This is a genomic window from Paraburkholderia panacisoli (genome assembly GCF_008369935.1).
In the GTDB taxonomy this organism is placed as follows: domain Bacteria; phylum Pseudomonadota; class Gammaproteobacteria; order Burkholderiales; family Burkholderiaceae; genus Paraburkholderia; species Paraburkholderia panacisoli.
The window spans coordinates 1-18,678 of record NZ_VTUZ01000086.1 but is presented as its reverse complement, the minus strand read 5'-3'; the positions used below and the strand labels follow the sequence as shown (position 1 = coordinate 18,678).

Genomic DNA, 18,678 nt, shown 5'->3' with positions numbered 1-18,678 from the left:
CAAGACGCCCATGCGCACCTTTCTCGATTCACTCGAACTCGCCAGGGAGAAACTGATCCCTCACTGAATCAGTTTCTCCCTGGCTTCCCCGACCACCTGTCAGGTGCAGTCCAGGCTAATATATGTTAAAAGAGGCTGCGACGCTTCATGTTTGTCACATGGCCGGGTCAAGCACTTCGTTGGCGATGAAGGAAGAGTGGGATCGGGAGCACGCACTCGCCACCGCTAATCGCCGGCGTGATGGGCAACTGCTGCGTAACGGCGTGCTCCGTCCCGGCTCTCCTCGCGACACAGGCGCTCAGTAAAGGACAAACGACTTCGAGATGCGATGTATGCACGCGCCGATCCGTCGCTGGAGGCGGTTCACAAGAGAATATGACCTGTTGCATAGTTTTCTTGCGCTCGCCGGGATCGTGTCCTGATCCCTGACTCTTTCGTCGGTAGGCGCCTGATCTCATCCTGAACATTGAGCAGTGAGTAGCGGCCGCCTCCCAAGATGCGCTAGCAAAAGTACCGATATGCCTAGCGCCGGTGTGGGCGTCGCTAGCATCATTGATAGACTCTCGACGGCTATTCACTCTGGCTCGCATTCATCGAAGAATGCGGCGCGGGGCCAGCCCAGTGGCGCCAATCGTCTGCTGACCTCCCGTAACGTTGCGCCGAATCCCCGGCGAGCCCGGCAGTCCATCCGTGCGCTTGTCACGACACGCGTCGATGCGGTCCACGCGATAGTGGCGCCGGTATCAATCAGCGCCTGGACGAAGGCGACATCTTCGTTAGACTCAAGCAACGGAAACCCGCCGGCTCTAAGGTATGCGGCCGCGGCGACGCCGATGTTCGCACCGTGAATGTGATGGTGGCCGTCAGCGTCGCAGTATGTCCTGAGAAAGTCTTCCCGCACCGCGTCGCAGTGTCCTGACCAGTCGTGAACGCTGATTACGCCGCATACCGCGTCCGCGCTGCAGCGCAACTGCTGGACGAGCCAGTCCGGAGGAACCACAGAGTCGGCATCCGTGAAGGCGAGCCACCGTGCACCGCTTTCCAGCGCAGCGCGAGCGCCCGACGCACGGGCCATGCCGACATTGCGGCCCACGACCTCGATGATCTGCGCGCCCAGTGATGCGGCAATCTGGCCGGTGTCGTCCATGCACGTATCCAGCACGACAGTCACCTGTACATCCTCGCCGCTGAGCTGCATGTGGCGCCCCGCCAGCATCGCGGCGCTAACGCACTTCCCGATGCAGCGGCCCTCGTTGTGGGCCGGAATAATGATGCCGATCATGCTGCACTCCGTTTTTGTTGTTCTGTCCGTGCGCACACGAACTTGATGGACCGATGGAAGAACACTGCCGCGTTGTCCGCTGTACTGATGGCGGATAGAAGGTGGAAACCCCACGTACTTGTGCGCTCAGAACGCATCCTCACACGCGCCCTGGGCCGCCCTGTCTTCTCCAGATGTTCCCACGAGCCAGCAATTTTTGGACCGAGCGCGAGATTGGAGGTGTTCTGCAGTGGAGTGCGCGCGCGTGCTGTCCGTAGGGATCGATCGCAACGGTCGGCAGGCGTTCCGACGTCCGCCAGACCGGCATCGCCCATGATGCCGGTGGCCCAGTGCCCAAGGCAGGCGGTCACAGCGGCTCGGCGACGTTGACAGCCGGCGCCCTTCCGCCCCGGCATGATCGTTCCGCAGTGCCGGTAGCACATGGCGGTGTTCAGCGTGACTACATTGAACCGCCAAGCGCCGACTCCCATCGCCGCGCGAGTCGCCAACCGCTGGCAGCGTTGCGGCATTGCCGCCGATATGCATTGGCCGGGGTGTGGAACGATACGACCGGCGTAATGACGTGCGTCATGGCCGCTTCGGGACTTATACCCTCTGGCGCCGTGCAACCGACGAGTCTGATTGCGCGGCGCCAGTTCTGGGCGCCTACATATAGTTTCAAAGCGTCTTTCATCTCATCCCATTCGTGCCTGCCCCGCCCGCTCAGGTCTTTGCCGACATGCCGCCCAGCAAATCCGCCATGTCGTCGGCGTGTTCCTCTTCCACTGCGAGGATTCCCTCCATCATGCGCCGCGTCGTCGGGTCCTTTTCTCCCAGGTACTGGATGATTTCGCGATAACTGTCGATGGCGATGCGCTCCGCAACAAGATCCTCCTTGATCATGTCCTCGAGGGATGTGCCTTCCACATATTCAGCGTGGCTCCGGCTCACCAATCCGTCGGGTGCAAAGTTGGGTTCCCCACCCAACTGGACAATGCGTTCTGCGATCTGATCGGCATGACCCTGCTCCTCGTTCGAATGGACCAGAAATTCATCGGCAATGCTTTTGGATGCAGGTCCCTTTGCCATGAAGTGATGGCGCCGGTATCTCAGCACACAGACGATTTCTGTGGCCAGCGAGTCGTTGAGTAGTTTCAGGACAGTTTCGCGGTCCGCCTCATAGCCAGCCGTTACCGCACCTTCGTCGATATGCTGACGGGCCCGCTTGCGCAGGGTCTGGACGTCCGTCAAGAAGGGTTTCTGGGACATGGGAATCTCCTTGAAATTTGGAGTAAAAACGTTGATCTGCACATCCACCGAGGCCGACCAGAATGACGGCTCAAAATGCGGAATAACAGGTCATCCTCTCCGCCAGCACCCAGCAGGGAGCACACGGAATAAGCCAGACCTCATGGCCCTTTTCGCGATGACTATCACCAGGTCCTCCCATTGCGCGACGGAGCGAGCGCACTTCGACCAGAGTTCGAGTATGAAATCCGGTTCGACGTGTTCGACAATACGATGCAAGTTCCACTGAGAGCGCACCGTGACCGCACCCCGCCTAAACCCATGACTGAAGCGCTCACGTGGTAGTGCAGCCAGCGCGAGCGCGCGTTTGCGCCGCTCATACCAACCGGTGTTGCATCGCCAGGGGGCATCGTCGCGTCGGAACTTGTCGTCAAAATACTGCAGGCGCGTTGTCATAGCGACCACTCGTCGTGATCGCGCACAACCGACTGGCCGAGCGCAGCGAGATCATGCTCCGCGTGGCTCTGCCTCACAAAAACTGGCAAGTCGGCGCTCATCTGCGCAAACCAGCGGTCCCGACAAAAGGGCGTTGCACCCAATGCCCGTCCTGTCGCCTCCAGAACCGTGCAGACCGCCGTTTCTGTCACGCTACGGGTACGAAGTGCGACTTTCATCGCATTTCCATAAGGGTTGCCGTCGATCCACGCGGCCCCGTCGCGCAATACGGCCGCGGCACCGGTGAGTGCTGCATCGACCGTCCCCAGGTGTGCGCGCCGATAAGGATCGTCGCGATGCATTACCGCTTGCCGCAGAGCGTTCCCGAGCGCGGCCGCGGCGCCGTACCAGCAGGCCGCAATACCCGCTGCGCCCTGCCAGAATCCGGGGCGGCTCAGATACTCGCCCGATCCGCCGGCAGGTATGGCGGGTACAGCGTCAAACTCGACTTCAACACTTTGTGTTGCTGCCATACCGATCGCGTGCCAGCCTCGTTCGGTTACATGGATACCGGGCTGCCGAAGGTTGACGGCGGCAAGCCATCTCTCCCCCCGCGAGTCGCGGCAGGTCACAAGCGCGTTGGTGACGAAAGCCGCTCCCGAGCACCACGCCTTGGTGCCAGCAAGCGTCATTACCGCATCGCCGTCGCGGTCTCCTCGCAAGACTGCGTCAGGCGGCTCGGCCGCCCACACAGCCCAGATACACCCGGGCTCGAGCTGGATCGGCGCTCGCAATTCGGCAAGAATCGCGAGCGCGTCCGTGTGCGATTCATAGATTTTCAAGAGCGACAGGTCGCGGCCGGCGATCGTTGCCAAGGCACGCCAGCGCGCCAGCGTGGCGCCGTGGCCAGGCAACGGCAGGTCGTAACACGATGCGGTCAACGCTGCGCTCGCCCCCGCGAGTGCGTTGACGCTCCGGCACGGAAGCTCCAGCTTGCCCAGAATGCCATCAAGTGCAGAATAGTCGTTTAGATAGTCTGGCATGACATATCAGCGGTGATGTACGCGACGTTGTTGAGCAGCGCGCCAAGCCTGGCGACTATGGTCGCGAGCCTTGCCCGCATTGCCGGCGTGACACTGCCTGTCGCGGCACTTAAACGACACCGCACCATTTCAGGTGAAGGCGGGTTGAACGCGAACGCGACAAGAGAATGAATGCGATCGGTTTGCAGTCGCCGCGGTCAACGCGTCGGAGCCTGCACTCCGAGTCGCAATCGGCATTCCCACTCCGGCATGGCCGGCCCCTATTGGGTCGCGTTCTTCACGGTGGAAAACCATTGCCTCACGCCGGTCACGGGAGAAGCGCCATGTTTATACATAACAAGCGTCTGCAATACACCGTACGCGTCGCAGGCTGACCGTACAAAGTGGCAGTGACTGGTCGTGACATGTCTAACCTGTCCCGATACCTTGTCGAAACAAATGAATGCGAAGCGGCAAGGGCGCGTAGGCGGCCTGGAGTGTGTCGGCCAAGTCTGCCTCGAAGTCGCTGACCGCTTGCCAATCTGAATCATCGCATCGGCGAACCGGAACACGCTATGGACCCGATGGTCCATCTTGCGCGTCACCATTCCTGTTTTGCGAGAGCTGTCTGTAGCCGGTCGTGATTCCGCTGTATGGCGAGTGCAATACCTGCAAACGATGCAAATTTCTGCATGATCCGGGCATCTCCGCTATCGAAGTGACCTTGCGTTGCGTCCGACATTCGGGCCGAAACTCAACATACTACGCGCACGGCTGGCCACGACGACCCGTGCGCGTGCGGCACAAATAGTGCTGAGCAGATCCGTATCCGATCCGCGAACAGATCCGCGCCGCGATTGCGATGTTTTGAGGGGAGGAAGCGCCCTTCGCCTTACCTCCCGAGGAGTCTGGAATGGCCTCGAACCGGCCCAACTGGCCCGCTACCAAGGTTACATCTCCCGAGGCCCCTAATCTCCGGCAACTGACGTCCCTGATCACGGCCGTGGTTGTTATCGGCGCGCTCGACCTTGGGCGCGAAGTACTGGTACCCGTTACGCTGGCCGTTCTGCTAAGTTTTCTCTTGGCACCTCTGGTAGACCAACTCCGGCGGCTTCGGTTGGGCCAGCTTCCTTCAGTTGTTATCGCGGTGGTCCTGGCCCTGGCCGTAATGGGTGGCATTGGAACTCTCATCGGTGCGCAGGTCGCGCAACTTGGGGCGGATCTGCCGCGCTACCAGACCGCCGTCGAGAAAAAGGTCCAAAGCGTCCAGGGTGCCACGGTGGGACGCGCCGAGGATCTGCTTGGGAGCGCGTCGAACCTGTTCAAACGCGCGGCGCCAGCCCGGAAGCCGGAAACTGCATCAGTTTCCGGCGCAGCGAAGCAGCAGGACAAGGCACCCTTGCCCGTTGCGGTCCAGGAACCACCACCGTCTCCGTTCGCCCTCGCGCAGCGGTTTCTGTCGCCGGTGATTAGCCCGCTCGAGACGGCGGGCATCGTGTTCGTCGTTGCCATCTTCATTCTCCTTCAGCGAGAGGATCTGCGCGACCGGCTGATCAGACTGTTCGGTTCTCGTGATCTGCATCGCGCTACGATCGCGATGGACGAAGCCGCTCATCGGCTCAGCCGCTATTTTCTGACCCAGTTCGGCGTCAATGTGGGTGTAGGATTCGTCATCTCGATCGGCTTGGCTATCATCGGCGTTCCGGGCGCGGTGCTATTCGGTGTGCTGACTGCGCTTCTCCGGTTCGTGCCTTATATCGGGACATGGATCGCAGCCCTTCTTGCTCTTACGCTCGCGGCTGCAGGGCCTGACTGGTCGATGCTATTGTGGACGGTGGCGCTCTTCGCCGCGACTGACCTGATCACCGGCCAGGTTATCGAACCTTTGCTGTACGGACACAGTACGGGGCTGTCGCCCGTCGCGGTAATTGTGGCCGCCATATTCTGGAGCTGGATCTGGGGGCCCGTGGGGCTCGTTCTCTCCACACCTCTTACACTGTGCCTTGTAATTCTTGGACGCCATGTCGACAAACTGGAGTTCCTCGAAGTCCTTCTCGGGGATCGACCGCCACTCGCCCCTCCGGCCAACTTTTATCAACGGATATTGGCGGACGATCCTGAAGAAGCGCTGAAGCAGGCCGAAACGCTGCTTAAGGACATGAGTCTGGTGGATTACTACGACAGTGTCATGCTGCAGGGGCTACAGCTTGCGCATAGCGACATGATGCGCGGGGTAATCCCGCCTGATCAGCTCATGCGTATCACGGAAGCACTCCTCGATATCATCGACGGACTTGAAGATATTGACGAACCGGTTAAGGAGGAGGTGCTGGCATCAGCCGGGTTCGATGCACGGTTTCCGCCGCTGGCACCCGCGCCCGCCCTCTCTACTATCACAGATGGGGCGCGGGAGACGGCACCGCAAACGGGCAGCCCGGTTCTTTGCGTTGCCGGCCGGGGAGGGCTGGATGAGCTACTAGCGGCGGCCACGGTCCAGCTTCTGGCACGGGAGGGAATCCAGACGGACCTCGCCGACTATGCGCAATTCTCTCGCAAGAGATTGGCAGAAGTGAATCTGTCGGCTGTGACGACGATCTGCGTTGTTTCACTCGATGCGGGACAGTCGAGCGCGTATCTACGCATTCTGCTCCGACGCCTTCACCAGCGTGCGCCGGCCGCCACGCTCATTCTCGGTTTCATGTCGGACACGCCGCAGGATACCCAGGAACACCGTGGCACCGTTGCCCTCGCTGTCTCGTCGTTCAGGCAGTTGATAGAGCTGGGCCGGCCGGAAAGTTCATCTGACGCAGCTCTACAAACAAAGACACCAACAGGCGACGAGATGCACCACGCTTCGTTCACAGCGGAATCAGACAGGTTGTCTCCAGACTCAATTTGAGCACCGCCGGGTTTCTCGCCTCCAATTGGTCCGGTCGCGATCGGCTCCCGCCGTCGCAATCCGGAGCGATGTTGTCCGCGGAGAACAGTATGGCCAAAAAGTGGGATACGGACCAGAAAGCCTCCTGACTTCGGGCGGCTGCAAGCCGTGCTAAGCGCGATGCGTAACGCGAAGATGGCGCGCTCGGCACACGCCGATGTCCGTGGCCACACCATGCAGTTCTATGAATGGCATGAGACGCGCGGGGACAGACACGGCACTCCCGGAGGACGATCTGTGCCTGATCGACGTAAAGGAGTGCCTAATGGCCGCGGCCCCGCGATACCCCGGCGTCAACATGCCGAAAGGTAACTCAGAGCCTGTGGTCGAAGGTCGTTACCTTGCGCCATTTCTCGGGGAACGATGGCGTGCCGACCGGCTGCAAGGCCGCTCAGTGGTTATCCGCGAATTGCTGCCGCAGGATATTAGGCGGATTCAACCGGTCGTCGCAACACTAGATTGTTGAACAGATTTTAGATACTCGTCCAGTGCTTCGGCAGGTGTCTTCCAGCCAAGCGTTTTCCGGGGTCTGGTATTCAGTGCATTGGCAACGGTCAGGATCTCTCGAGCGCTCCACCTGGACAGGTCTGTGCCCTTTGGAAAGTATTGTCGCAGAAGGCCGTTCGTGTTCTCGTTCGTGCCGCGTTGCCATGGACTGTGCGGGTCGGCGAAGAATACCTTTACCCCGGACTCGACTACGTCAGCCCCATGACGTTCGAGAAGAACTGGCTGGCAGCCCAACAAGGCGAGGCCGCATAAGTCCCTCGGTTATGGGATTCGTCAAACAGGGGCAAGGTCAAGAATCCGTTGTTCCTCCAGCGACGTCTTAACGCTTAGGGAGTTCAAACTCGCAACTTTCTCAAGTCCAGCAACGGCGCCGACCATCCAGTCGTAGACGTTCGGGGTTCCGGACTTGTAACGAAGGAGCGGACGATATTTCAGAGTACCTGCGTTCATGGAAGACTCCGGCAAGGAGAAGGCAGGCGCGCGCCCGCGTAAAGGCACCAGCGGCCAACGGTCACCGCTGGCTGGAAAGCTGGATCTGTTGGGGGCGCGTGCCTTATCACATGAAGTCGCGCAGCCATATCGGCACGTGCGTCCCGGCGCGCGACATTCCCCATTACATCGATCTTTACACGCAGGGCAGGCTGCGGGTGAACAAACTGCTCACCGGTCGTCTGACGCTTGAAGAGATCAATCATGGTTTTGATCTGCTACACGGAGGCAAAGCGATTCGACAGGTGGTAGTGCTTGAATAGTTCGAAAGGATGCGACCCGGCTGATAGTGGGGCGATTGGTGGCTGCCCGTCAACGTCGCGTCCGCGAGGCGGCATCTACGAACCCGCAATCACTGCGGCTCGCAGAGGACTTCAAACTTGACGAGCAGGGCAGGCACGAAGGCATTGCTCAGCGCAACGTCGGTCGCATCACGACCTCGTGCCATCTGTACACGCCCGGTTCGAGGCGTGTTGTTTCTCGGATCAAAGGTTTGCCAGCGACCGCCTATAATCCTCAAACCACGCGCAAAAGTCCATTGGCGCGTAGGGCGGCGCGGGAGACCAACGTCGCTAGTGTAGCCGCTGCAATAGCGCGCAGGAATGTTCATCGCGCGACATAGTGCGACTGCCAAATGAGCATAATCCCGGCACACACCGACTCGTTCACGATATGCTTCGAATGCTGTCCTGGTGGGTCGCGCCGGTCGGTAGCCAAAAACAATATGCCGATGCACTTAGTCGCAGATCGCCTGCACACGCGACCGTCCCGCCGGCGTGCCACTAAACATCGCCCATGCCGTGTTCGATAGCAGGTCGGTTTCGCAATATCTGCTTCCCAGGAGAAACTGGATGCACTCGTCGGGTAGATGCTCCACCTGACTCTGGGGAGTTGTCCGGAGCGGGCCGTTCCGGGCTGTCCGACACATTGAGCAATGCCTCGGTTGATAGCGTGAGATAACCCTCGGATGGCGTAACGATTCGGCTGCAAAGATTCCCGAATGAATCGTGATATTGGGTCAACGATAGGGGGCGATCGATCCGCACGCGATCGGGCACGATCACATCATTCACGTGGGAGGAGTGCATGTTCAGCATGAGCAGCATTGGCGTGTGCTGGCTGCACGAGAAGACCAGTTCAAATCCGACGCGTAGGTTCATGGCTTTCCCCCCTTTACAAAGCAACCGGATCGCTTATGGCACGGCGCTCGCCACGAGTTGTGTGCTCCGGTCCCAACGATCTTCCACATGCGGGGCACGAAGGCGTGGTCTCCGAAAAGAGGGGATCGAGACCATCGTAAATTCCGTTGTGAGCCAGTTCGCGCAGCGTCGCGAGGTACCAGTGCGATCGGGCATCGTCGTATCTGCTTTCGACGATCGAGCCGTGATGCCCGCACGGGCAGGTGACGTGAGTAATCGTTCGCAATGCCATGATGCCATCCACAATGTCTATCGCCAGTGGCGCAGTCAGTACGCGTCTTCCCGGCGCTCGCTTCAGCGTCGTGCTTTCCTCTTCTTTGGTTTGGGCGGCGTCAGCGCCGCACTCCAGAAAGCGCTGGTTCCGCGTTTCGCTGCGGCCGTTGCGCGACCTCTCGCCGAGCCCGCCACCGAATTGGCACCGCTTAGCCACATGCTCAGGAAGGGGTTCTTCTTAGTCCATGGATTTTTCATGTCAAACTCCATCAAGAGGGGGAAGTATCTTTAAGGCGGTCCGATTCGCCGGGCCAAGACCTGTCTAGTTAAAAGTCTGGAAAGAGTGAACCCAGGACTGCCTGGGTTCATGAAACCGGGATGCCGCAACGCCTGTTCCTGAGGATGCGCGGGCGCAGGGACTCTCTAATTGCGGTAGTCGGCGAACGGCAGGGGCGGCTAACTGGAGAAAACCGCCGGGTAGATGCTCCGTCGAAGGCGGAATTCACTTCCGCTGCGTCACCCGCACGCCGGCATCGCGCGGATAAATTACGTCGATGTCACCAGAATGGGTGGACAGGCGAGCCACTCGCGACACCCGTGACGTATTGGCAACCGGTGCGGCACCGTACCGACGTCTCGTACGGATTCGGACATCGTTAAGGTCACGCGCACTGCAGGACATGGCGGTAGGGGCGCACCTGAATCGGCAATGCCAGCATCGCCGATGTCCAAATGCCGTCGCCCATTCGAATGGATAACCGGGATGACCGACATGAACCCACTAACGCTTTTCATCATCACCGCTCCTGTGCTTACCGCGCCTGATTTATGGCAGTCGGTTGGCCCCAACTCTATTGCCGCGCGCGCTCCTTGCCTGTCTGGACCGTAAGGCCAGTAGCAACACGTCCTCGGATCGGCGCTACGTTGTTGTAGAAGGAAGGTCTCCTTGTTTAGCACTTCACTCGCATTCTTCTCGGACGGCCTGCTTAACTTTTTGTGGTGGCAGGTCCTGCTGGCCACGCTGGTGTCGACGCATATCACCATCATCAGTGTGACGGTCTACCTGCACCGCTGCCAGGCGCACCGCGCACTTGACCTGCATCCTCTCGCCAGCCATTTTTTCCGTTTCTGGCTGTGGATGACGACAGGAATGGTGACGGGCAAGTGGGCTGCGGTCCACCGCAAGCACCACGCGAAGTGCGAGACGCAAGAGGATCCTCATAGCCCACAGATCCGCGGCATCTGGAGGGTACTGCTTGGCGGTGCCGAACTCTATCGCATTGAAGCGAAGAACGAGGAAACATTGCGCCGGTTCGGCCACAGCACGCCGGTCGACTGGATGGAACGGAACGTCTATGCGAAGTATCCGAACTTCGGAGTCAGCCTGCTGATCGTGATCGATGTCGCGCTGTTTGGAGTCGTCGGCGTGTCAGTGTGGGCCATCCAGATGATGTGGATTCCTTTCTGGGCGGGCGGCGTGGTCAACGGGGTGGGTCATTTCTGGGGTTACCGCAACTTCGGTCCTCCCGATGCGAGCACGAACGTGATGCCCATCGGCATCCTGATCGGCGGCGAAGAACTTCATAACAATCACCACGCGTATGCAACATCCGCAAAGCTGTCGGACAGATGGTACGAGTTCGACATCGGCTGGATGTATATTTGCGTCCTTTCTGCGCTTGGGCTGGCCACGGTCAGGAAAGTGGCGCCGAAGCCGCATCCGGTCAAAGGCAAGACGGCGCTCGACGACGATACGCTGCAAGCCGTACTTCGAAACCGCTACGAGGTGATGGCAAGCTATGCGCGAACGGCTGAGCGCGCCTACCGGCAGGAACTTGCGCAGATGAAGCACATCAGCAGCCGCGAAAGAGCCCTGGTTATGCGCGGCGTAAAAAAATGGTTTCGCGACGGGCAGGCGGGACAAGATGGAACCTGCCACCTGGCGCCCACGGGGCTATACGACAACGCCCCCACGCTTCGTGTCTATGTCGAATTGCGCGAGGATCTGTCGGCAATCTGGGAGCGCTCGAATCTCTCTCGAGAACAGCTACTCTGTCAGTTGCAGGACTGGTGCCGTCGTGCGGAACAAAGTCGCATCGACGCCTTGAGACAATTTTCGCTGTATCTTCGCCATTACGGCTGATGCCATAGATCATATCGATCGCAGCCTCGCCGGCGATCTCCGCAATGACAAAGGCCAGCGGCAGGAAAGCGGGCTCGCGCCGGAGCTTGATGGGCGCACCGGGCGCTGCCACGCCTCGAAGCTTGACGGCTGCTTTGATCCAAAACCAGACGTCGAACATCGTCATCTCCCCTTCGCCAGCAGTGGAAGTCCGCGCGGACTCGTGACGACGGCCGCCGTCATCAACCCGATCGCCGTGACGCTCAGGTATTTTCGGCGTTTCGCGGCGTCCACCGTCGGCAGCGCAGCTGCGGTGGTGACTGTGTTATTCGTTTCGTGTGCCCCTTGCGCCGACGATATCAATCGTGGCGGAAGGGCAGACCGGCGGTCGAATGCGACGCCGGGTTCTTCGCCAGATGAGCGATCTCGTATTCGATGTCTTCGAGCAGCATCGTCGCCAGCGAGCAGCTCGCGTGAAGTGGTCGGCACGGCCGCCCGGCAGCGGTAAACACTCGGCGTGCATCGGACGCTTCCACGGAAGTCGATCCGCCTACACGCCGTCAATGGTGAGAACATTGCCGCCCGTCAGGTCAGGCAGGGAGTAGTCATACGCAGTGTCGTGACATCCTCCAACGGAACGGCGCGCGGCGGCACCTTCAAACTGCCAATTTTCGGATCCACAGCTCAACGTCGCGCTTTCTTCTTCGGCTTCGACTTCGGGTTCGGGGGCGTCAACGCAGCAGTCCAGAAAGCTGCGGTTCCGCGTTTGGCTGCTGCCGTGGCGTGACCTCTCGCCGAGCCCGCCACCGTATTCGCACCGCTCAGCCACATGCTGAGAAAGGGGTTCTTTTTAGTCCATGGATTTTTCATATCAGACTCCATCAAGGAAGCATTGGGCTGGCGGCCGGGTCAGCTGCGACATGCTGCCGACGCGGGCCGCCGACTGTCGTCAGGGTCGTGTTACCGGAAGCGAGTCTGCCTGGTCGCCGGGCAAACCCGACGGCACGCCTTCGACACGCTCGACTTCCACTTCTGTGCCTCTAAGCGTCTCGTTGATCGTCTCTGTGCGCTCCGAAGCCTCCTTGCCGACAGTCACTTCCTCGACCACGTGAGCAGTCTTGGCCACGACCGCGTGTTCGGCTGTCTCCCGCACTTCGACGGATGCCGCCTTTAGATCCTCGACTGTGGCAATACGGTCCACTGGTCGCTGTTCGATCGTTGCGTGCTCTTCGCGTAAGGTGACCGCCTCGCTGACGGGTGTTTCGGTGGCGCGTGAGTAGACGCGTACGCCACCGGTCTGTATTTCGCGCTTGCCCACCTCGAGCGATTCGCGTACAACGGCGAAGGATTTGCGCTCGGCTGCCGTATCGTCCGCGGAGTATTGCGCTGCACTCGGATCGTATCCCTCGTAACCCGTGTTTTTCCATTGGGCAACGCGCTCTTCGATATCCACCGCGCCAGCCTCGTGCAGTGCCGAGCGAACCGCTATCATCTGTGGTTCATCAAGAACGATCACGGTAAGAATGGCACCGCCACGGCGCACGGCTTCCTGATAATGGCCGACCTCGGCAGGGTGTTCGCCGCCGCCAAAAAGGTGGCCAAAGAAACGTCCGATCTTGTACGAGGCACTCTCTTCGGTGTGCGCAGCTGATCGCTCAACGCGGGTTTCCTCCGTCAGTTCATGAGCGGTCTGGTTGTTCGCGTGAACTTCCATATTGCTTCTGGCAATCCCGGTCTGCGTCAACTGTTCCAGCGCCTGATCGGCCTGTTCAAATGAATCGAATACACCTACGAGGACCTGTGACATTTTTGTACTCCAAGAGTGTGAGTGGCTTAACCTCAGCCAGACTGAACTTCTATTCCTTAAAGCGCCGACTGCTCACCATCGTCGGAGGACGGTGCCGCGAGTTGCGCACCCCAGTCTCCATCTGTTCCGGTTCGCCGCTCCACTACGACTTCCTGCCGTTGCACTTCGGCCTCGTGCACGCTCGCTTCTTCAATTTCCTGAAGGCCAATCCGAATTTCTTCCTTCAGCATCAATTTCATTTCGGTAACCGGAACATATTCGAAGACCGGGACCACCAGAATGTGTCCTTCCTGGAACGGCCCGAATTCGGCATCAACCATCCGGTTCGCGGGGACGCGCTCAATCGTGACCACACGACGCCTGACTACAACCGGTATCTCCTTCAGGTCTTTGTGGACGATGGTTCGAACCCGGACGGTTGCCGTTTCCTGCTGCTCGACATCGACACGCAGCCGCTCCTCGATTGCAGTGACATTCATCGCGGCAGCGGGTGATGCGGGTCCCGGGCCGGAGGCGTCTTTTTTGTCGGCCATGGCGGCTCCTTCAAAGGATTGTCAACGACACCGATCAGACGGCTCGGTGGCCCGGCATTGGGCGGTCTGGGCCGCGTCGCGAGAGGACGTCATCGCTCGATGCACCGCCGGCTTCTTCCAACGGCGGTTGATGACGAAACCCTGCGTGGCCAGAAGCAATGGAGATAATTGCGCCGACAATGAGTGCTGCAAACGAAAACCATGAAGCGCGTGCTACGCCGCGTGCTGCGGTATCTGCTGCCTGACGTGCGTCGGTTTCGGCTTGTGGACTTGACGCTTCAGCTGTGGCAGAGGCGATCGCGCCTTGTACGCGTTGCGTCAATGAGCCAGCCATTGTGCCAGCAGCTCCGGACGAGTTTGCTGCCGCACCGACCGTCGCACCGGTCGACGCTACGCTTCCGGCTGCGCTGACCGCACTTCCGACGAGGGACGTGGCGCTATAGACAACCACGAGAATCATGACCGCCCACGCAAGCAGCCCATGAAGCCATCCAAGCACCGGCGCGCAGCGGCCCGCGAAGTAAGAACCGGTAAAAACTGCGATGACCGTCATCACAATGAGATAAGCGCCGGAGCCGAAGCCAAAACCCTGTAGCGGGTTGGGGCGTGACAGCGGAGACAGCGCAGACATTCCTATCGCGGCACCGAGCACGCTGAGGATGAGGTACACGGTCAGGGAGAGAATGACGCCAGCGATGACGGCACCCCATGACACGCGCGGTAGACCGCCATGGGTAGTGAGGAGTCGCATAGATAAGTCCTGAACGGTTGGAGTGCGTGGATAGACTGGAGCGAATGCTCCGATTGATGGCAAAGCTGATAGCGCAACGGGTGTACCTGGCTGTCCGCTCTCATTGCGTTCACCCGATTGAGGTTTGGAACCAACGTAGGTGGATGCATATGCGTAGATCCCACTTGGGCAAGGGGACAGCTGCGCGGAAATTACTTTGCGCACGCGGCGCGCGCGCACGTGCGAAACGTACCTTTGATAACTCCGGGTTCAAAGTTGGGTCCTTGAGCCGTAATGCGCGGCGCCGACTTGATCATGCGGAAGAGGCAGCGGTGCAGCCATATGCCGTCTGAGACCCGAAGCGCAAGAGGCATACGGGAGCCACCCGCGAACTTGGCCCAGGTAGTAGGTTTGCGGGCAAGTGTTTAGTTGAGGCTTCACGCCAGCCCCGGGCCCCAGTCTCTTTGCGCACCGGCGCGAAGCGTTCACGAGCCTCTCTCTCCATCCTTTTCGAGCATCTGACGGATTTTGGCTCCAATCGCTTCCACGGCGAACGGCTTGGCAATCATCTGCATGCGTTCGCCCAGAAATCCGCTTGCTACGGTCGCTACTTCGGCATACCCCGTCATGAAGAGCACCGGCAACGCCGGTCTCTTTGCCCGAACGGCATCTGCCATCTGGTGGCCATTCATGCCGGGCAGTCCAACATCAGTCACCAGAAGGTCGACTCGTGTCATAGAATCCAGCGCAGCAAGACCCGAACTACCGGCAACCGCCTGATGGACGTTGTAACCGGTCTGGGTCAACATGTCCGCTAGCAATTGGCGCACAGATGGAGTCATCTTCGACGACGAGTATGTGCTGCCCCGTGCCGGTTTCGAAATTGGGCTCGGCGCGGGCCGCGGCTATTTCGTTGGCTTCGATAGCGCCGGATTCGGGCAAATACAGGGTAACGGTCGTCCCGCCTCCAACTCGGCTAACGATTGTCGCAAAGCCACCAGATTGCCCAGCGAAACCGTAGACCATCGACAGACCGAGCCCGGTGCCCTGGCCGATAGGCTTCGTCGTGAAGAATGGCGCGAAGGCCTGTTTGACGACGTCTGGCGGCATGCCTTCGCCAGTATCCGTGACCGCCACGGCGATATAGTGCCCCGGCTTCATGTCGCGACGCTTGTGGGCATCAAGGCTATCGACCTGGACGCGAGACGTTTCGAGGGTCAGCATGCCGCCGTCTGGCTTCGCGTCCTTCGCGTTGATACAAAGGTTGAGCAGTGCGTTTTCCAACTGGTTGGCGTCACACCTGCTTCTGCACTCAACATGTTCAAGTGCAAGTTTGACTTCGATGTGCTCCCCTACTATTCGGCGGAGCAGGTCTTCAAGTGACCTGACGCGTTCGTTGACATCGATATTTTCGGGCGCGAGTGGCTGGCGTCGTGAGAAGGCGAGCAGGCGATGAGTCAACGCTGCTGCACGTTGCGCGGACGTCATCGCGGTCAGTGCCCGTGCGAAGTCGGGTTAGTCATCAGCGCCAACGCGCACAGCGTAAGGCGACGAATCAACGGCGCGAGGCACACAATTGCGCCGCCTCATGCATAGGAAGGCAGGCGCTTGCCTGAAAAACTATCTTTGGGGGTAAGCCATGAAACATAGAACCAAGTCGCTCGTTGCTTTGGCTCTTCTCATCGCATTGTCGTCTGTAGCAAGCGCGCAAGCTGCCGATGGTGTTGCGGGGTTCCCAACATCCGGCGCGGGCGCCGGTTCCATGAAGGCCCTGAACCAGGAGGACTGCGGTTCGCCGGGGGACACACGTACCGACGCCGGGACGGGGACCAGTGTTGGTTCCGGGTCTACCAGCACTGCGACCACCCATTCCAACAGCGAGAAGACCAACGGGTTAAATATTCGTACAAATAGCGGCGCGAACAGCGACGTCAACAGCGGACTTAGCCGTTCAAGACAAAATGGCCGCTAGTACCCTCTGCTGAGGCCAACCGCGGGGCGGAACTGTAGGCCCGGAACAGTCTTGTTCCGTCGCTATCGTCGGGCCGCGCGCACGGCACCCATCGCGAGGCTGATCAACGCGGATCTGAGATTCACCGGCTCGGGCCTTTGGTAACGTCAGGAAGCACCGTAAATGCAGCTTGTACGGCTTCAAGTTCAATGCGCGGGATTTTGCCTTCGGCAATTAGTCTGCGCACATCCGCCACGACGCTCGGATACATCTCACCCCGTTCAGCGCGGCGTTGCGCTCCGTGTCCTATTTCAAAGCTGCCCCCGCATTCGCCACACATATAGAGGTAACCATCCAGCGATTTGAGGGTGTCGCGTTTCGCGAGCACTCCGCAAAGCGGGCAGAGTGAATCTTCTGTCATGACATTTTCCTGTAAGCAAGTTACACCAGCCGACCGCCTCAGCCGAGCGCGCTTTTCGTTTGCCTCAACAATTGCCTGGAGGGGGTGTTTCGCACCAACCTATCGTATTCATTGAGAGCAATGATAAGTGCATCGCCTACTTGCGAGGCTCCATTCGCCATCAGAACGCTGCAGGTGTAGTTTCCATTGGCGATGAGTAGCGGCCGGGGGTAGTACCACCGCATTTCCTCGATACAAATCGGGCCTGTCGTTGCAGGGAGGAAGGACGCTGTGATGTGGCGCGTTTGGGCTAAACCCAACAATGACGGGCCGCAACGTTCCCGGAAGAGGCGCAGTGACAATCGGCCAAATCCACTCAGTACCCCAAACTGACGAAAGCCGTTCCTTGGTTGCCTGGCTACGCCGGCAGAAAATGGCGCATTCGCCTCACGCGTACGAACGCTTCGGCGCGGGACTTACGGCAATCTGGCAGGTTCATGCAAATCGACGCGCGTCAGACGGTTCGTGCCGGGCAATCGTATTTTACATAATTATTATCAGCGAACTGAGAGGTGGCTCCGGGAATTCGGACAGCTCCTTGAGTGGAAAAGCTGGGGCGTGAGTCGGTCATAATGGCCGGCGACAAGGAACCAGAAGATGACGAAACGAAACCGACGGACACACTCACCGGCGTTCAAGGCAAAGGTGGCACTTGCAGCGCTCAAGGGCGACAAGACGCTGGCAGAGCTGGCCCAGCAATTTGATGTCCATCCGAACCAGATCACGGACTGGAAGAAGCAGCTGCAGGAGCGGGTTGCCGATGTGTTCGACGCGGGCACCGCGACCCCAGCTGCACCGCCAATCGACGTGAAGGTGTTGCACGCGAAGATCGGGCAGTTGACGTTGGAGAATGATTTTTTAGAAAGCGCGCTCAGCAAGGCGGGACTGCTGGGCGTAAGGCGATGATCGATCGTGATCACGCCCTGCCGGTGACGCAACAGGCCCGGCTGTTAGGCATAAGCCGCTCGAGTGCCTATTACCAGTCGCGTGGGGTCAGCGAAGCGGATCTGAAATTGATGCGCCGAATTGACGAGCTTCACCTCGAGCATCCGTTTGCCGGGGCGCGAATGTTGGCACGGCTGCTGCGTCGCGAAGGTACCACGGTCGGGCGCAGGCACGTCGGCACCTTGATGAAGCGCATGGGCGTCGAGGCGTTGTATCGCAAGCCAAACACGAGCCGCAAGCATGCAGCCCACAGGATCTGGCCGTACCTGCTGCGGAACCGGAAGATCGATCGGGCCAATCAGGTCTGGGCGCTCGATACGAGCTATATCCCGATGGCGCGAGGCTTCGTCTATCTGACGGCCGTCGTGGACTGGGCGAGCCGCCGGGTGTTGGCACACCGGGTGGCGATCACGCTGGAGAGCTGCCATGCTGTCGAGGCGCTGGAGGAAGCGTTTGCGAAATACGGCCTGCCTGAGATCGTCAACACGGATCAAGGAAGCCAGTTCACCGCAACCGAATTCACCGACGCGGTTCTCAGCCGGAAGGTTCTCCTGTCGATGGATGGGAAAGGCGCCTGGCGTGACAACGTGTTCGTCGAACGGGTGTGGCGCAGCGTCAAATATGAAGAGGTTTATTTGAAAGCGTACGACTCGGTCGGCCACGCACGCCGCTCAATTGGCAATTACCTGAACTGGTACAAGTGTGTTTCATACTGCCCAACCTCGCTATGTCGTTGATAAATCTAGAGAGCCCTGTTGTGCCGTTGGTATTGTGGGGTGTGGGCGCCGTGCACGAGCGCGCGCGACGAGTTCGATAAC

17 protein-coding genes and 2 pseudogenes are annotated in these 18,678 nt (G+C 59.6%); 5 read left to right on the top strand and 14 right to left on the bottom strand.

What is annotated here, in order from left to right:
• Positions 1-574: 574 nt before the first annotated feature.
• The 3 genes from FVF58_RS49280 to FVF58_RS49270 all read right to left on the bottom strand — a co-directional run bounded on the left by FVF58_RS49280 (position 575) and on the right by FVF58_RS49270 (position 3,819).
• Positions 575-1,282 (bottom strand): glycosyltransferase family 2 protein, encoded by a 708-nt coding sequence (locus tag FVF58_RS49280; RefSeq protein ID WP_149676737.1) that lies wholly within the window; start codon positions 1,280-1,282, stop codon positions 575-577.
• Positions 1,283-1,984: 702 nt separating this feature from the next.
• Complete coding sequence (locus tag FVF58_RS49275; RefSeq protein WP_149676736.1) at positions 1,985-2,530, bottom strand: ferritin-like domain-containing protein; 546 nt, start codon at positions 2,528-2,530, stop codon at positions 1,985-1,987.
• Positions 2,531-2,961: 431 nt separating this feature from the next.
• Entirely contained in the window at positions 2,962-3,819 is an 858-nt protein-coding gene (locus FVF58_RS49270; RefSeq protein ID WP_223191242.1) for an acyl-CoA dehydrogenase family protein, read from the bottom strand.
• Positions 3,820-4,879: 1,060 nt separating this feature from the next.
• Between FVF58_RS49270 and FVF58_RS49265 the strand changes: the two genes are divergently transcribed.
• Entirely contained in the window at positions 4,880-6,865 is a 1,986-nt protein-coding gene (locus FVF58_RS49265; protein ID WP_149676734.1) for an AI-2E family transporter, read from the top strand.
• A gap of 474 nt (positions 6,866-7,339) precedes the next feature.
• Here FVF58_RS49265 and FVF58_RS49260 read toward each other — a convergent pair.
• Positions 7,340-7,600, bottom strand: a pseudogene (locus tag FVF58_RS49260) (IS30 family transposase); the annotation flags it as partial.
• 84 nt (positions 7,601-7,684) lie between these two features.
• Complete coding sequence (locus FVF58_RS52165) at positions 7,685-7,861, bottom strand: hypothetical protein (RefSeq protein WP_188131211.1); 177 nt, start codon at positions 7,859-7,861, stop codon at positions 7,685-7,687.
• 110 nt (positions 7,862-7,971) lie between these two features.
• Between FVF58_RS52165 and FVF58_RS49255 the strand changes: the two genes are divergently transcribed.
• Positions 7,972-8,163 (top strand): hypothetical protein, encoded by a 192-nt coding sequence (locus FVF58_RS49255; protein ID WP_188131210.1) that lies wholly within the window; start codon positions 7,972-7,974, stop codon positions 8,161-8,163.
• An 89-nt stretch (positions 8,164-8,252) separates the two neighbouring features.
• Here FVF58_RS49255 and FVF58_RS55150 read toward each other — a convergent pair whose 3' ends face one another.
• Together FVF58_RS55150 and FVF58_RS55145 are read right to left on the bottom strand one after the other, a co-directional pair.
• Complete coding sequence (locus FVF58_RS55150; protein WP_425469039.1) at positions 8,253-8,555, bottom strand: transglutaminase-like domain-containing protein; 303 nt, start codon at positions 8,553-8,555, stop codon at positions 8,253-8,255.
• A gap of 127 nt (positions 8,556-8,682) precedes the next feature.
• A complete protein-coding gene (locus tag FVF58_RS55145) occupies positions 8,683-9,060 on the bottom strand; it encodes a hypothetical protein (protein WP_149676732.1) in 378 nt (125 codons plus the stop codon).
• Between FVF58_RS55145 and FVF58_RS52160 the strand changes: the two genes are divergently transcribed.
• Positions 8,987-9,604 carry a hypothetical protein gene (locus FVF58_RS52160; protein WP_188131209.1) on the top strand — a complete coding sequence of 206 codons (618 nt, stop codon included), beginning with the start codon at positions 8,987-8,989 and terminating at the stop codon, positions 9,602-9,604. The two genes, FVF58_RS55145 and FVF58_RS52160, sit on opposite strands and share 74 nt — an antisense overlap.
• 654 nt (positions 9,605-10,258) lie before the next feature.
• Positions 10,259-11,455: a DesA family fatty acid desaturase gene (locus FVF58_RS49240; RefSeq protein ID WP_149676731.1), complete on the top strand. Its 1,197-nt coding sequence runs from the start codon at positions 10,259-10,261 to the stop codon at positions 11,453-11,455.
• A gap of 338 nt (positions 11,456-11,793) precedes the next feature.
• Here the strand turns inward: FVF58_RS49240 and FVF58_RS52155 are convergent, their stop codons facing one another.
• From FVF58_RS52155 to FVF58_RS49200, 7 genes are all read right to left on the bottom strand, one after another.
• Complete coding sequence (locus tag FVF58_RS52155) at positions 11,794-11,970, bottom strand: hypothetical protein (RefSeq protein WP_188131208.1); 177 nt, start codon at positions 11,968-11,970, stop codon at positions 11,794-11,796.
• Between the two features lie 413 nt (positions 11,971-12,383).
• Positions 12,384-13,241, bottom strand: a complete 858-nt coding sequence (locus FVF58_RS49225) for a YsnF/AvaK domain-containing protein (RefSeq protein ID WP_149676729.1) — start codon at positions 13,239-13,241, stop codon at positions 12,384-12,386.
• 56 nt (positions 13,242-13,297) lie between these two features.
• Positions 13,298-13,774 (bottom strand): YsnF/AvaK domain-containing protein, encoded by a 477-nt coding sequence (locus FVF58_RS49220; RefSeq protein ID WP_149676728.1) that lies wholly within the window; start codon positions 13,772-13,774, stop codon positions 13,298-13,300.
• 34 nt (positions 13,775-13,808) lie between these two features.
• Positions 13,809-14,525, bottom strand: a complete 717-nt coding sequence (locus FVF58_RS49215; RefSeq protein WP_149676727.1) for a hypothetical protein — start codon at positions 14,523-14,525, stop codon at positions 13,809-13,811.
• 464 nt (positions 14,526-14,989) lie between these two features.
• Positions 14,990-15,313, bottom strand: coding sequence for a response regulator (locus FVF58_RS49210; protein WP_188131207.1), 324 nt, complete (start codon positions 15,311-15,313; stop codon positions 14,990-14,992).
• Complete coding sequence (locus FVF58_RS55140; RefSeq protein WP_149676725.1) at positions 15,267-15,992, bottom strand: ATP-binding protein; 726 nt, start codon at positions 15,990-15,992, stop codon at positions 15,267-15,269. The genes FVF58_RS49210 and FVF58_RS55140 overlap by 47 nt, the downstream gene beginning before the upstream one ends.
• Before the next feature lie 605 nt (positions 15,993-16,597).
• Entirely contained in the window at positions 16,598-16,876 is a 279-nt protein-coding gene (locus FVF58_RS49200; RefSeq protein ID WP_149676724.1) for a hypothetical protein, read from the bottom strand.
• Between the two features lie 636 nt (positions 16,877-17,512).
• Here FVF58_RS49200 and FVF58_RS49190 point away from each other — a divergent pair.
• Positions 17,513-18,558 (top strand): annotated as a pseudogene (locus FVF58_RS49190) (IS3 family transposase); the annotation flags it as partial.
• Positions 18,559-18,678: the final 120 nt, after the last annotated feature.